This is a genomic window from Natrononativus amylolyticus, assembly GCF_024362525.1.
GTDB lineage: Archaea > Halobacteriota > Halobacteria > Halobacteriales > Natrialbaceae > Natrononativus > Natrononativus amylolyticus.
In genome coordinates, this window is sequence record NZ_CP101458.1 from 1,959,772 (window position 1) to 1,974,019 (window position 14,248).

At 67.4% G+C, this 14,248-nt stretch carries 13 protein-coding genes; 7 read left to right on the plus strand and 6 right to left on the minus strand.

Annotation, left to right across the window (positions count from 1 at the left end; all coding sequences use genetic code 11):
- The first annotated feature begins 39 nt into the window (after positions 1-39).
- Entirely contained in the window at positions 40-408 is a 369-nt protein-coding gene (locus tag NMQ11_RS10330; RefSeq protein ID WP_255167844.1) for a CHY zinc finger protein, read from the plus strand.
- 5 nt (positions 409-413) lie between these two features.
- On the opposite strand, the gene NMQ11_RS10335 is transcribed toward NMQ11_RS10330, so the two are convergent.
- Positions 414-2,486 (minus strand): winged helix-turn-helix transcriptional regulator, encoded by a 2,073-nt coding sequence (locus NMQ11_RS10335; protein WP_255167846.1) that lies wholly within the window; start codon positions 2,484-2,486, stop codon positions 414-416.
- Positions 2,487-2,607: 121 nt separating this feature from the next.
- Here NMQ11_RS10335 and mutS point away from each other — a divergent pair, with 121 nt between their 5' ends.
- Positions 2,608-5,250: a DNA mismatch repair protein MutS gene (gene mutS, locus NMQ11_RS10340; protein WP_255167848.1), complete on the plus strand. Its 2,643-nt coding sequence runs from the start codon at positions 2,608-2,610 to the stop codon at positions 5,248-5,250.
- 25 nt (positions 5,251-5,275) lie between these two features.
- On the opposite strand, the gene NMQ11_RS10345 is transcribed toward mutS, so the two are convergent.
- Entirely contained in the window at positions 5,276-5,755 is a 480-nt protein-coding gene (locus NMQ11_RS10345; protein WP_255167850.1) for a DoxX family protein, read from the minus strand.
- Positions 5,756-5,848: 93 nt separating this feature from the next.
- Positions 5,849-6,592 carry an endonuclease NucS gene (gene nucS / locus NMQ11_RS10350; RefSeq protein WP_255167852.1) on the minus strand — a complete coding sequence of 248 codons (744 nt, stop codon included), beginning with the start codon at positions 6,590-6,592 and terminating at the stop codon, positions 5,849-5,851.
- Between the two features lie 163 nt (positions 6,593-6,755).
- Here nucS and NMQ11_RS10355 point away from each other — a divergent pair, with 163 nt between their 5' ends.
- Positions 6,756-7,328, plus strand: coding sequence for a hypothetical protein (locus NMQ11_RS10355; RefSeq protein ID WP_255167854.1), 573 nt, complete (start codon positions 6,756-6,758; stop codon positions 7,326-7,328).
- A 28-nt stretch (positions 7,329-7,356) separates the two neighbouring features.
- Here the strand turns inward: NMQ11_RS10355 and NMQ11_RS10360 are convergent, their stop codons facing one another.
- Positions 7,357-7,839, minus strand: coding sequence for a DUF7984 family protein (locus NMQ11_RS10360; protein WP_255167856.1), 483 nt, complete (start codon positions 7,837-7,839; stop codon positions 7,357-7,359).
- A 329-nt stretch (positions 7,840-8,168) separates the two neighbouring features.
- Here NMQ11_RS10360 and NMQ11_RS10365 point away from each other — a divergent pair, with 329 nt between their 5' ends.
- Both NMQ11_RS10365 and NMQ11_RS10370 read left to right on the plus strand, forming a co-directional pair.
- Entirely contained in the window at positions 8,169-10,100 is a 1,932-nt protein-coding gene (locus NMQ11_RS10365; RefSeq protein WP_255167859.1) for a beta-CASP ribonuclease aCPSF1, read from the plus strand.
- A 499-nt stretch (positions 10,101-10,599) separates the two neighbouring features.
- Positions 10,600-11,013 (plus strand): EamA family transporter, encoded by a 414-nt coding sequence (locus NMQ11_RS10370; protein ID WP_255167861.1) that lies wholly within the window; start codon positions 10,600-10,602, stop codon positions 11,011-11,013.
- Positions 11,014-11,030: 17 nt separating this feature from the next.
- Here the strand turns inward: NMQ11_RS10370 and NMQ11_RS10375 are convergent, their stop codons facing one another.
- On the minus strand, positions 11,031-11,858 hold the full coding sequence (locus NMQ11_RS10375) for an endonuclease III domain-containing protein (protein ID WP_255167862.1): 828 nt from the start codon (positions 11,856-11,858) through the stop codon (positions 11,031-11,033).
- Positions 11,859-11,916: 58 nt separating this feature from the next.
- A complete protein-coding gene (locus NMQ11_RS10380; protein WP_255167863.1) occupies positions 11,917-12,330 on the minus strand; it encodes a DUF371 domain-containing protein in 414 nt (137 codons plus the stop codon).
- A gap of 223 nt (positions 12,331-12,553) precedes the next feature.
- On the opposite strand from NMQ11_RS10380, the gene NMQ11_RS10385 reads away from it, so the two are divergent.
- Together NMQ11_RS10385 and NMQ11_RS10390 are read left to right on the plus strand one after the other, a co-directional pair.
- Positions 12,554-13,456: a basic amino acid ABC transporter substrate-binding protein gene (locus NMQ11_RS10385; RefSeq protein ID WP_255167864.1), complete on the plus strand. Its 903-nt coding sequence runs from the start codon at positions 12,554-12,556 to the stop codon at positions 13,454-13,456.
- A 1-nt stretch (position 13,457) separates the two neighbouring features.
- Positions 13,458-14,192, plus strand: a complete 735-nt coding sequence (locus tag NMQ11_RS10390) for an amino acid ABC transporter permease (RefSeq protein WP_255167865.1) — start codon at positions 13,458-13,460, stop codon at positions 14,190-14,192.
- Positions 14,193-14,248 lie beyond the last annotated feature (56 nt).

A 14,248-nucleotide genomic window follows, 5' to 3' on the forward strand; every position in this document is an offset into this window, starting at 1 on the left:
GTCGCAACACCGAAGGGGTGGCCGCACCTCTTCGTACCCGTGAGAACCGTCCACGGGACGCTCGTCTCCGGCGTCGACGTCGAACCCGACACCCGGTGTGCTCACTACCGGACCGACCGGGACGTCGTCGCCCTCAAGTTCGGCTGCTGTGAGTCGTACTTCCCCTGTTTTCGCTGCCACGACGCCGTCACGGATCACCCACCAGTCCCATGGCCCCGCGACCGCTTCGACGAGCCCGCCGTCCTCTGTGGCGCCTGCGGACTCGAGCTGACGCCGTCGACGTACCTCTCGCTCGGCGAGCGCGGTCGGTACGCCTGTCCGGGTTGCGACGCGGCGTTCAACCCCGGCTGTCGGGCCCACGCCCACCTGTACTTCGACGTCGAGGACGAGCGAGCGTTCGATTCCTGAGGCGCTCAGTCGTCTGCGACCGCGCCAGCGCCCGAGCGCGCGTCGTCCGACGGCCGCTCGACCAGCGCCGCCTCGGCCGCGGGCGCGAGTTCGTTGACGATCGCCCGGCCGTCGCGCTCCCGGACGACCAGTCCGCACGCCTCGAGCGTCGCGAGGTGGTGTGAGATCGTGCTGGGATCGCGGCCGAGTTCGTCCGCGAGCCGCCCGTTGTGTGCCCGACCGACGTCGGCGAGCGCCTCGAGGACGCTCCGTTTCGCCGGCTCGGCGAGCGCGGCGTGGAGTTCGACGTCGTCCTCGCTGGTCGGGAAGTACCGGCGCTTGCCGTGGACTTTCACGGACGTGAGCAACGACTCCTCCTCGAGGACGCGGACGTGGTGGCGCACCGTCGACAGGGTGACGTCGCTTCGCTCGCTCACCTCGGAGAGGTAGCTGCCGGGGTTCGCCTCGACGGTCTCGAACACCGCCCGGCGCCGGTCGTTCTCGAGCGGGTCCGAGTCGTCGTACCGGCTGTACCTGAAGATCGGAATCAGCTCGAGCGGCAGCCGGGCCAGCAGGTGTCGGAGCGAGCGCAACCAGCCCGGGCGGGCGACAGTACTCGCGGTCGTCCCGGCGGTCCCGGCCGCGCCGCCCGCTCCCGCACCGCCCGCGGCCGCCCCCGACGCGGTGAGCGCACCGAGCAGGCCGACGAGCGCGGCGTCGGTCGCGGTTTTCCGGTCGCCATTGAGGCCGCCGGTCGTGCCGTCCTGCCCGCCCAGCCGGTCGACGGCGATTCGGTCGGCGTTCCCGGTCGCATCGGCCGCCGTCGCGTTCGCGCTCGAGGCGTCGTCTCGGGACTCGCCGGATTCGGACCCCGAACTCGCGTTTTGGGTCGTCGAGGCCTCTGTCGCCGTCGAAACGCCGACTGTGCTCCCGGTCGTGCTCGTGACGGTTTCGGCGCTCTCCGTAACGCTGGCGGCCGTCCCGTCGACCAGGTTCGTCGTTCCGTCGACCGTCTCGGCGACCACGTCCGTCGTTCCGTCGAGAACCGTCTCGATCGGGGCGAGAGTCGTCTCGAGGCCGATTTCGTCGGCCGCGGGCTCTTCGAGCGTTTCCGTCGTCTCGTCGACGGCGGTAGCCGTTTCGGTGACGGTAGCGTCGACGGTGTCGGTCGTGGTACCGGTAGTTTCGTCGACGAGATCCGTGCTGTTGGTGACCGTGTCGTCGACGGTATCGGTCGCCTCGCCCGTCGTCTCGTCGACGAGAGTCGTGGTGGCACTCGTCGTGTTCTCGAGGACGCCGGTCGTCTCGTCGGTAGCGTCGGTCGTCTCGTTGGCTGTCTCGTCGACGGTAGCGGTGGCCGTCTCCGTCGTCTCGTTCACCGCGTCGGTCGCGCCGTCGGTGAGCGGTTCGAGGGACGTCCCGTTCGTCGCTCCGTCGACGGTGCCCGTCAGTTCGTCCGTCGTCCGGTCGACGGTGTCGGTCGTGTCGTCCGCGGTTTCCTCGACCGAACCTGTCGCGTTCTCGAGGGTATCGGTACCGTCTTCGACCGTGTCGTCGACGGTATCGGTCGTCTCCGCAGTGACCTCTCCGACGCCGTCCGTCGTCTGGTCGGTCGTGTTCTCGACGGTATCGGTCGTTTCGCCCGTCGTCTCGTCGACGAGACCGGTCGTTTCGTTGGTCGCCTCGTCGACGGCGTCGGTCGTCTCCGAAACCGCGTCCGCGGTCGCGTTCTCGTCGGTCCCCGACCGCTCCTCGGACTCGTCCGTTTCGTTCCCGGGTGCGCTCGTCGACGACTCGTCGGCGTCCGTCGACTCGTTCGCGAGAGAGTCAGCGGCGTCTCCGACCGTGTCGGTGACCGTCCCGACCGTGGTCGAACCATCGTCGTCCGCTGGTTTCTCGGTGTCGTCGCTCGCCTCGGTCGCGTTTGTTTGCTCGTCCGTCTCGTCGACCGGGTCCGTGAGCCCCGGGTCGTCACTCTCGTCTGCGAGCGGATCCGTCGGACTCGAGAGCGCCGCCCCTGCGGCCCCGCTAACGACGACCGCTGCGACGACCAGCACGAGTAGACACGACAGCGCGCGGCGAACCGGTGGACCTCCCATACTCGGATACCCGCGGTTTCCCCGTTGGTGGTAATATGTCTTTTCCTGATTGTCTATGTGTCGTATATATCCCGCCGGTGGATGCAGCAGCTATTTCCGCATCGGGCGGCGGGTATTGGACATGGATCCGGCGCTTGGCCCACCCGAGGCGATGGCCGAGAAGCGCGACGAGCTGACGCCGATGATGGCACAGTACCACGACCTCTGTGCGCGCTACGACGACGCGATCGTGCTCTTTCAGGTCGGCGACTTCTACGAGACGTTCTGTGGCGCGGCCGAACGAACGGCCAGGTTGCTCGAGCTGACGCTCACCAGCCGCGAGGACAGCACCGGCGAGTACCCGATGAGCGGTATCCCCGTCGACAGCGCCGCCTCCTACATCGAGGAGCTGCTCGAGGCGGGCTACCGCGTCGCGGTCGCAGACCAGGTCGAAGAGCCCGGCGAGTCCGCCGGCGTCGTCGAGCGAGCCGTCACGCGCGTCATCACGCCCGGCACGCTCACCGAGGACGAGCTGCTCGCGAGCGACGACAACAACTTCGTCGCCGCCGTGGCCAACTCGGGCGAGGAGCTGGGACTCGCCCTGCTCGACGTCTCGACCGGCGACTTCCTGGCGACGGGGTCGACCTCGAGTGAGGCGATCGCCGACGAGATCAGCCGGTTCGCGCCCTCGGAGGCCGTCGTCGGTCCCGACGCGTCGGCCGCCCTCTTTCCGGACGACTGCATGGTGACGCCGTTCGACGAGGACGCCTTCGCCCGCGAACGCGCCCGGGATCGCGTCAGCGCCTACTTCGGCGACCCGGACTCGCTGCTCGCGAGCGACGCCGAGATTCGGGCGTGCGGGGCCCTGCTCTCGTACGCCGAGTACGCCCGCGGCGGCGTCGCCGGGTCGACGGATGACGAAGATCGGACGACCCTCGAGTACCTCACCCACCTCCGGCGGTACGACCCGCGGGAGTACCTCCTGCTCGACGCCGTCGCCCTGCGAAGCCTCGAGCTGTTCGAGCCGCGGGCGGTCCACGGCCGCGAGGACGCCACCCTGATCGGAGTGCTCGACGAGACCGCGAGCGCCCTCGGCGGCCGGAAGCTCAGAGACTGGCTCCGCCGACCGCTGCTCGAGCCGTCGCGGATCGAATCGCGCCTCGACGCCGTCGAAGAGCTCACGGGGTCGGTTCAGCGCCGCGAGTCGATCCACGACCTCCTGCGGGAGGTGTACGACCTCGAGCGGCTCATCGGGCGAATCTCTCGCGAGCGAGCGAACGCGCGCGACCTCCGCTCCCTCCGGGACACGCTGGCAGTCGTCCCCGAGATCCGGGACGCGCTCGCCGACGCGGAAACGGCGCGTCTTCGAGAACTCGCCGGGGCGCTCGACCCGCTCGCCGACCTCCGGGAGCTGATCGACCGGGCGATCGTCGAGGACCCGCCGCTCGAGATCACCGAGGGCGGGATCGTCGCCGACGGCTACGACGACGACCTCGACGAGTTGCGGACGACGGCTCGCGACGGCAAGCGGTGGATCGACGACCTCGAGGACCGCGAACGCGACCGGACGGGCATCGACTCGCTGAAGGTCGGCTCGAATTCGGTCCACGGCTACTACATCGAGGTGACGAACCCGAACCTCGAGGCGGTGCCCGACGAGTACGAGCGCCGCCAGACGCTGAAGCGGGCCGAGCGGTTCGTCACGCCCGAGCTCAGAGAGCGGGAGGACGAGATCGTCAGGGCGGGCCAGCGAGCCGACGAGCGGGAGTACGAGCTGTTCTGTGAGGTTCGCCGCGAGGTCGCAGCCGAGGTCGAACGCGTCCAGGCGCTCGCGGAGGCGCTGGCGACGCTCGACGCGCTGATCTCGCTCGCCACCGTCGCCGCCCAGTTCGACTACTGCCGACCGGAGCTGCTCGAGCGCGACGACGCGGACGGTCGAGCGCTCGCGATCGAACGCGGTCGTCACCCGGTCGTCGAGCGCACCCAGGCGTCGTTCGTCCCGAACGACGCCCGCTTTACCGACGACCGGCGGCTGGCCGTCATCACCGGCCCGAACATGTCGGGGAAGTCGACGTACATGCGCCAGGTCGCCCAGATCGTGTTGCTCGCGCAGGTGGGGAGTTTCGTCCCCGCCCGGTCCGTGCGGTTCACCCCGTTCGACCGGATCTTCACGCGCGTCGGCGCGAGCGACGACATCGCCGGCGGCCGGTCGACGTTCATGGTCGAGATGGACGAACTCGCGACGATCCTCCGGGAAGCCGACGAGCACTCGCTGGTACTGCTCGACGAGGTGGGGCGGGGAACGTCGACCGCCGACGGCCTCGCCATCGCGCAAGCGATCACCGAGCACCTCCACGACCGGGTGGGGGCGACGACGCTCTTCGCGACCCACCACCACCCGCTGACCGAGCGCGCCGACGACCTCGAGGCCGCGTTCACGCTACACTTCCGGACGACCCAGGAGAAAGGCGACGTCGTCTTCCACCACGAGATCGAACCCGGCGCCGCCGAGGGCTCCTACGGCGTCGAAGTCGCCACCGCCGCCGGCGTTCCCGACGAAGTGGTCGAGCGCTCGCGGGAACTGGCCGCGGGCGCCGAGCGCGACGGAAGCGGCCGTTCGCGCGCCGCCGGTGACAGAGACGGCGCGCGGGCGACGGCGACCGCCGACGGCGGTGACGATCCGACCGACGTCGCCGCCGAGCTCCGGGCGCTCGAGGTCGCCCGCCTCACGCCGGTGGAGGCGCTGACGGAGCTGGATCGGCTGAAGCGGCTGCTCGACGAGTAACGGGCCGCACGTTCCAGAAGGCGGGTCAGGACCGCCGCTCCCGCTGGCCGACCTTCAGGAACGCGATGGCCGCCCCGAGAAGGGCGGTGTTCTTCAGAAAGTGAATCAGCTCCTGCTGTTGTTGTTCATCGTCGTCGACGTTCCAGAAGTCGTGCATCACCGGAGTGATGCCGGCGAGGAAACCGATCACCGCGGCGGCAGCCGCCATCGGCGCCCGCCAGAGGACGATTCCGATTCCGCCCGCCAGGAGGCTCCCGCTGACCGCGGGGACGGTGAGATCGGGTGCTGGCGCCCCCTTGGCCTCGGCGTAGGCGATCCTCCCCTCCAGGTTCCGGAAGTTGTCGATTGCGTTGAACGCGAGGATGCCGCCGAACAGGGCGCGACCGAGACGGAATAGCGGCGTCGAGGCGATCGAGGAATCGGCGGTGGCCGCCGGAGGCCGCCTCGAGACGTCGGTCACCGAATCGTCATCCGTACTCTGTCGGGAGCGAGAGAGTAGTCCCATAGAGGCAGTATCGTCTCGACAGGGGTAGGCGACGTGGTGGCAAGTGCATGGATCGACGTCCCGGCGGACGGTTTCGAGTGGACGACGGCGCCGTTATTCGGAGGTCGGCTCGAGCGAGACGAACTCGAGGCCGTGTTCGGCGAGCAAGCGCTCGGCGCGGTCGGTGACCGAGGGCGCGACCAGGATGCCGCGGATCGCGGTGTCGGCGTGGAGATCCCGCTCCAAGGCGTCGACGTACCGCCGGAGCTGGGAGACGGCGTCCGGCCCCACGCGCCGGCGCTTGAGTTCGACGACGACCGAGCGTCCCATCCGGTCCTCGCCGTAGATATCCACCGCGCCCGCGGGTGTCTCCCGTTCGGTCGCCAGCGGCGTGAACCCGTCCTCGAGCAGGTCGGGACGCTCGAGGATCCGGTCTTTGAGGTCCGCCTCCGTGCCGGCCAGCGAGAGGTCGCCGGAGTCAGAGAGGGCGAACGACGAGACCTGCGCGACCGACTCGAACGCGATCAGCAGGTGCTCTTCGGGCGTCGAGCGGCGACTCCGGACCGAGAGGGAACCGTCCTCGAGAACCGCCTCCTGTTCGCAGCCGGGCGGCTGCCAGTTGACCGGCTGCTGGCCCGCCGCGGTGTGGACCAGTACCGTCCCGTCGGGTTTGAGCATCACGTGCCGATCGCCCGCCTCGAGCCGGCTCGTCGCCCGCCCGTCGTACTCGACGGTACACCGTCCAACGATCGTCACGAGCGCGCCGGCCTCGAGGCCGGCGGCGATCGTCTCGCGGGCGAACACGGGCGTCGGCTCCTCGACGGTGGCGACGCGGGTCTCCTGCTCGCTCGATGTCACTGCCAGTCCGTACCGGGCAGGAGGATAAAAGCGGCGCGGACCGGCAGTCTCGTCGGACACACCGACGGCGTGACGTATTTTTCCGCGTGTGCGGAGGCGGTGCTGTCAGCGACCGAGATCATCATAAACGCTTATTTCCGTCCTCCCCCGAGCCACGGGCGTAATGTCGAACACCCCCAACCGCCGCCGCTTCCTCCAGCTGGCCGGCGTCGGCGCCACCGCGTCGGTCGCCGGTTGCAGTCAACTGAACCTCGACGACGACGAGACCAGCGACGACGGGAACGAGAACGCGACCTCCGAAGAGGACCAGGAGCCGGGAATCGACCCCACCGACGGAATCACCGCGATCGTCCAGCCGAACCAGGAGGAGCTGGCGCCGATCGAACAGGAGCTCGGAGCGGTCGAACAGGAGTACATGGCCTTGACACAGTCAGAAGAGGCCGACGAGGAGGAACTCGAAGCCCTCCAGGACCGGTACGAGGAGCTGTACACCGAGTACGTCGAAATCTTCGAAGCGCGCTCCGCGGAGTTCGAGTCGGACGTCGAGGACGACGACGAGTTGTCGATCGAGGGCGCTATCGCCGACCAGGGCGTGTTCTTGCTCGAGGCGTCCGACGAGCGACTCGTGGACACGCTACGCAACGGCGAGGTCGACGGACTCGTCCCCGGCGGCGAGTACGAACAGATCCGCCAGCAGGGCGAAGAGGCGGAAGCTGACCCCGACCCCGAAACCTGACTGACGGCCCCGAACCGCGAATCGGCGCTCAGTCGACGGCGAACGGACTCTCCCGTTCCGTCCAGTCCCAGCCCGGAATCCGTTCTTGAAACCCCGCAGCGAGCGCCGCCTCGAGGTCGTCGACGCCCGCGTTCTCCTCGGCGGGGCCGTGAACGTGGACGTCCGCGTAGTGAAAGGTCGCCTCGCCGAGGGTACGCAGGGGCTGGACGCCGGCGATCGTCGCCGCCAGCTCACGGCCCACGATCTCGTCGACGATAAAGCCCGGATAGTCGCCCTCGACGTCGAGGTCGCGCAGGATCGCGACCATCGCCGCGACGTTCACGGCGAGGTCGCCGTTGGCGAACACCGCGTCGACCTCCCGGCGGTAGGCCGCCTCCGTAACGCGGTCGACGTCGGTGTCGAAAATGTCGCCCAGATCGTCGCGCACGTCGTTGATGATGGGGACGACCCGGTCGGCACGGTCGACGACCCAGTCGCGCTCGTCTCTGACCCGCGCGGGAGTGAGTTCCATACCGCCTCGAGGCGCCGAACTCCCCTCAACTTTGCGAAGATATTTATACGACGCGGGGAATAGGCTCGAGTAAGCGGGTTCTCCCTGGAATCTTCCCGCAGCGACCAGGACAAGATACCTGGAAGCGTGCTCGTCACGGCACGGACTATACACGATGATCCGGGACGGTGACTCACTGATGGTGCAGACTGTGTGGCCCTCACGATGCCACCGGGGCCGGCGACGCGACAGCCGGTTTCCACTCGAGATTCGACGACCCGGATGCGTGCGACCGACAGGGCGAGGATCACGTCCAGCCGGCGAGTTCACGCGAGCCACATCTGGCGACTATGAGTACTGTAGAGCAGCAACTCGACGATTTGAAAGCAGAGATCGCGAGCGAGTTACCGAGTGATATCTCGGTCTCCTCGGTGAAATACGAAGGCCCCGAACTGGTGGTGTACACGCGCGATCCGAAGGAGTTCGCCCAGCAGGGCGACCTCATCCGGAAGCTCGCGAGCAAACTCAGGAAGCGCATCACCGTTCGGCCCGACCCGAGCGTGCTCTCTCGCCCGGAGGAAGCCCGCAAGGAGATCAGAGACGTCATCCCCGAGGAGGCCGGCGTCACGGATCTGGACTTCCACGCCGACACCGGCGAAGTCGTCATTGAGGCCCAGAAACCCGGGATGGTCATCGGCCGTCACGGCTCCACGCTCCGCGAGATCACCAAGAGCGTCGGCTGGACGCCCGAGGTGGTCCGCACGCCACCGATCGAGTCCTCGACGGTCTCGAACGTCCGGAACTTCCTGAAACAGGAGCGCGACGACCGGCGGGACATCTTAGAGCGCGTGGGCCGACAGATCCACCGCCAGGAGATGTCCGACGACGAGTACGTCCGGATCACCACCCTCGGCTGTTGTCGGGAGGTCGGACGGGCCTCGTTCATCCTCTCGACACCCGAGACCCGGATCCTCATCGACTGCGGGGACAAGCCCGGTGCCGAAGGCGAGGTGCCGTACCTCCACGTTCCCGAAGCGCTCGGGGCGGGCGCACAGAATCTGGACGCCGTCGTCCTCACTCACGCTCACCTCGACCACTCCGCACTCATCCCGCTGCTGTTCAAGTACGGCTACGACGGCCCGATCTACTGCACCGAACCCACCCGCGACCTGATGGGGCTGCTCACGCTCGACTACCTCGACGTCGCCGCCAAGGAGGGACGCACCCCGCCCTACGAGTCGGAGATGGTCCGCGAGGCGATCAAACACTGTATCACCCTCGAGTACGGCGACGTCACCGACATCGCCCCGGACGTCAAGCTCACCTTCCACAACGCGGGTCACATCCTCGGTTCGGCCGTCTCGCACTTCCACATCGGCGACGGCCTCTACAACGTCTGTTTCTCCGGCGACATCCACTACAAGGACACCCGCCTGTTCAACGGCGCCACCAACGACTTCCCGCGGGTCGAAACCCTGGTGCTCGAGTCGACCTACGGCGGTCGAAACGACTACCAGACCGACCAGGAGGACTCCGAGCGCAAGTTGAAGGAGGTGATCAACCGGACCTACGACGAGGGCGGCAAGGTCCTGATCCCGGCGTTCGCGGTGGGGCGCTCCCAGGAAATCATGCTCGTCATCGAGAAGGCGATGCGAAACGGCGACATCCCCTCGATGCCGGTCCACTTAGACGGGATGATCTGGGAGGCGACGGCGATCCACACCACCTACCCCGAGTACCTCCGCGACGAACTCCGCGACCGCATCTTCCACGAGGACGAAAACCCGTTCCTCGCCGAGGAGTTCAACCACATCGACGGCGGCGAGGAGGAGCGCCAGGACGTCGCCGACGGCGACCCCTGCATCATCCTCTCGACGTCCGGGATGGTCACCGGCGGTCCGATCATGTCCTGGCTCAGCCACCTCGGTCCCGACCCGGACTCGAGGCTGGTCTTCGTCGGCTACCAGGCCCAGGGAACCCTCGGCCGGCGCATCCAGAACGGCTGGGACGAGATCCCGATGAACGACGTCGGACGCGGCAGCAACGGCGGCCGCGGCACCCTCTCGCTCAACATGGACGTCGAAACCGTCGACGGCTTCTCCGGCCACGCCGACCGCGCCGGCCTCGAGAACTTCGTGAAGACGATGAACCCCCGTCCCGAGAAGGTCCTCTGCGTCCACGGCGACGAGCGCTCCGTTCAGGACCTCTCCTCGGCGCTGTACCACGACTACAACATGCGCACGTTCGCGCCGAAGAACCTCGAGACCTTCCGGTTCCTCTGAAAACCCTCGCGACCGCTTGGCAGCGGTCGCAGCGCCTTTTCAATTTCCGCCAGGCCCGCACGCGGCACGCGGGTCCGCGTGCCGCTCGAACGCCAGCCCTTCCCCGTAGCGAGTGGGGTCGCCCTGTGTGCGACCCCACTCGCTGGCCGGCCGGTTGTATGAGCGGCTAGTGAAGGGAATCAGGACACGATACACGAATAGGTGTTTTGTAAAGTCTCCCTGCTTAGTGAACGTTCATTCATCCTGGAGCATACGCCGAGCGAAGCGAGGCGTTTCCCCGCCGAAGCGGACGAAGTCCGCGACGGCGGCTTTTTGGCATCAACGGGTTTTGCCGGGGGTTGAGGCTGGCGTCTCCGACGCCAGCCGATGCCCCGGTAAAAGAGGTTGCTGTACTGAACGTGTGTTTCACACGCATCCCGAGCGAAATAACGTAGTCCGTTCCAATTTCGAGCCATCCCGTGTCGACGGCTATTCGAGACTCGAGCCCCTCCCTTCCCGCATGAGCCAGCAGGCCGTCACCTTCGCCGTCGTCGCCATGTTGAGCTGGGGCGTCTGGACCGTCCTCGCCAACGAGGCGACGAACACGATCGCTCCCGAACTCGCGATGATCCTCTCCTACGCGGCCAGCGTCGTCGTCGCCGTCGGCTACGTGACGTTGCAGGGGGACGCGATCGTCCTCGAGCGAACCGGCGTCAGCTACGCGCTCCTGGCGGGGGTGTTCGCCGGCATCGGTGCCGTCGCGTTCTACTCCGGGCTGAGTTACGGCCAGGTCGGCGTCGTCACCACCGTCTCGGCGCTGTACTTCGTCGTCGCCGCCCTGCTCGGGATCCTCGTCCTCGGCGACACCCTGGCGCTGAAAGACGCCGCGGGAATCGGCTTCGCCATCCTCGCCGTCCTCCTGCTCGCAAACTGAGCGTGGACTCGAGTCGGCTACTCCGCTTCCGGCGCGTCGGCCGGATCGACCACCTCCCCGGTGTCGGGGTAGACGCCCACCTGCTCACACAGATCGGTCATCGGACAGGCCTCGGGGTCCTCGAGACACGCCGGCTTTCGAGCCGTGCAGTATTCGCGGCCGAACTGGATCGTCGCCGTGTGGCCGAAGCCACACTTCTCGGCGGGCACCTCGCGCTCGACGACCTCCCGAACCGTCTCGTGGTCGGCGTCGGCGGGCGCGATTCCCAGCCGCCGAAAGATCCGGTGGACGTGGGTGTCAACGGGAAAGACGCCCGGCTGGCCGCCCGAAAAGAGGAGCACGCAGTCCGCGGTCTTCGGGCCGACGCCCCGAACCGTGAGTAGCGTCTCTCGTACCTCCTCGGGGTCCCCGTCCGTGACGAACGCGTCGAACGCCGCCGCGGAGCCGAAGGACTCGAGCACCCAGTCGGCGGCGTCGATGAGCATCTCCGACTTCTGGTTGTAGAGCCCCGCCGAACTGATCGTCTCCGCGAGTTCGGACCGCTCTGTGGCGGCCAGCGCCTCGGCGAGATCGCGGTTCGTTCCCTCCGTTCCGTCGTAGCGCTCGAGCAGCGCGTCGTGGGCCGGCTGACTCGCCTTGTCGCTCGTGTTCTGGCTCAGGATCGTCCGGACGAGACAGGTGAACGCGTCCTGGCCGCCGTACGTTTTCTGCCAGTACCGCTCCCCGAGGCGATCGACGAAGGCCTCGGCTCGAGTGTCGGCCGTCGCCGGGTCGAACGTCGCCGCGACGCCGCCGCCGTCGACGCCGCCGCTGATGTTCTCGGCGGGCTCCGGGTCGTCGCTCATGGTCGACCGCACGGGTTCCGAACGCAAAACGTCGCTGGAAGCGGCGGTCGGGAACGGCTCACTCCACCGTTAGCGTCACGGTCACGGCGGCCCCGTCTGCGAGATCCGACACGAGGTCGCGGTCGAATCCCTCCGCGGCGAACTCCGCGCCGACGAGGATCGTCCGGTCGTCGACGTACTCGCTCGTCCGGCCCACCGCGCTGCGATCGTTCGTGAACTCGAGGGACGGATCGCCGCGCCCGGCCACCGTCTGGCAGTGGTCGTCGGTTTCGATCGTCACGGTGATCGTCGCGGACTCGTCCCGGCAGGCGTCTGCGAAATCGGCGTCGAAGTCGGCGGGGGCGCGGTCGGCGTCGATCGCGAGGATACAGTCTCCGGCGGGCGTGAGATAGTCGTCGGTCGTTACCTCGAACGTGCTCGCGTGCTCGGCGCTGACGTGCTCGTGGCCGCGGGCGCGAATGACTTCCTCCATAGGGAGCGGTACGTCCCGCCCCGCAAAACGGGTTCGAAATCCTGCGCTCGCGTCGGAAACGGATCGTTGGTCGACGACGACCCCGACGGGCGGTGTCGACAATCGACCGAGTGACATCGGTGGCCGTTCAACGCGCTGATAACCGGTTCGACGACCGGAGATTCACGTTTATAATCAATTACCCGGACTAGCAATTAAGTCGCCTGCCGTCGGACGACTCCGCATGTCACGTGTTAGAGACAGGACACTAACTCGACGAGATTCGATCCAGTACGGTGGCGCGGCCGCGCTCGCGCTGCTCACTGCGGGGTATCTGCAGGAGGACGAAGACGCCGAGAGCATCGTCGTCGGAACCGAAGCGGGCTTTCCGCCGTTCGAGATGATCGAGGACGGTGAGATCGTCGGTTTCGATATCGACCTGACCGAGGCCGTCCTCGAGGAAGCCGAGGGGTACGAACTCGAGACGTGGCAGGATATGGAGTTCGGCTCGCTGATCCCGGCGCTGCAGGACGGCAGCATCGACGTGATCGCCGCGGCGATGACGATCACCGAGGAGCGCGAGGAGGAGATCGCCTTCTCAGACCCCTACTTCAGTTCGGATCAGTCGATACTGGTCGCCGAGGGCGGCGACTTCCAGCCCGAGTCGCTTGACGACTTCGACGGCCAAGCTGTCGGCGCCCAGGTCGGGACCACCGGCGAGGGGATCGTCGAGGAGGACCTGATCGAACCCGGACTGATCGACGACGCGGACTACTCCTCCTACGACAGCTACGTCCTCGCGGTCGAGGACCTCGAACGGGGCATCGTCGACGCGGTTCTGATCGACGAACCGGTCGGCGAGACGTTCGCCGACGAACGGGAAGTCGAGGTAGCGTTCGTCGAAGAAACCGACGAGGAGTTCGGGCTCGGGGTCCGCCAGGAGGACGACGACCTCCGCGAGGCGATCAACGAGGGCCTCGAGACGATCGAGGAGGACAGCACCTACGACGACCTCATCTCGGAGTGGTTCGGGCAGGAAGACATCGACGAGGACGAGAACGGGGACGACGAAGACGAAAACGGAGACGATATCGACGAGGACGAGAACGGGGACGACGAGCAGTCCAACGTGGGGTCGTTCGGATAGCGTGATCGGGGCATCGTCGACGGCGCTTCCGCTCGAGACTCTCGAGGTCGGCGTCGTCGCCGCGGAGGACTGGGAGTTCGTCCTCCGGAACCGCGAGTACCTGCTCTACGGTGCGCTGATCACCGTCGCACTGACGGCGACGAGCATCGTCCTGGGATTCCTGCTCGGGTTTCCGGCGGGGGCGATCGAACTGTATGGCGGTCGCTACTCGAGTGCGTTCGTCCGCAAAGCCGGTGGCGCGATCCGCGGGACGCCGATCCTCGTGATCATGGTGTTCACGTTCTTCGTGTTCCCCCTCGAGTGGCTGTTCGTTCTGCCGGTGAGCGAGGCGTTCCAGGCGGCCATGCTCGCCCTCGGCGTCCGGAGTGCAGCCTACCAGTCCCAGATCTTCCGCGGGGCGCTCCGGAGCGTCGATCCCGGCCAACTCGAGGCCGCGGAGGCGATCGGTCTACCGACCTGGAAGGCGATCCGCTACGTGCTGGTTCCCCAGGCGCTGCGCCGGAGCGTTCCCGGCTTCCAGAACGAGTTCACGATCGTCCTCAAGGATACGAGTATCGCCTTCGCGATCGGCCTCGGGGAACTGCTTCGGCGCTCGCACGACCTGATGACCCAGCAGACCACCGCCGCCCTGGAGCTGTTCCTGTTCGCCAGCCTGATCTACTTCGTTCTGACCGTCTCGACGAACCGCACGCTCGAGACCGTCAACGACCGGTACGCGATCCCGGGGGAGGAGTGAGATGGCGGATCGACGACCCGGCGACCGGCGACGACCCGACGGGGGAGGAGCGATCG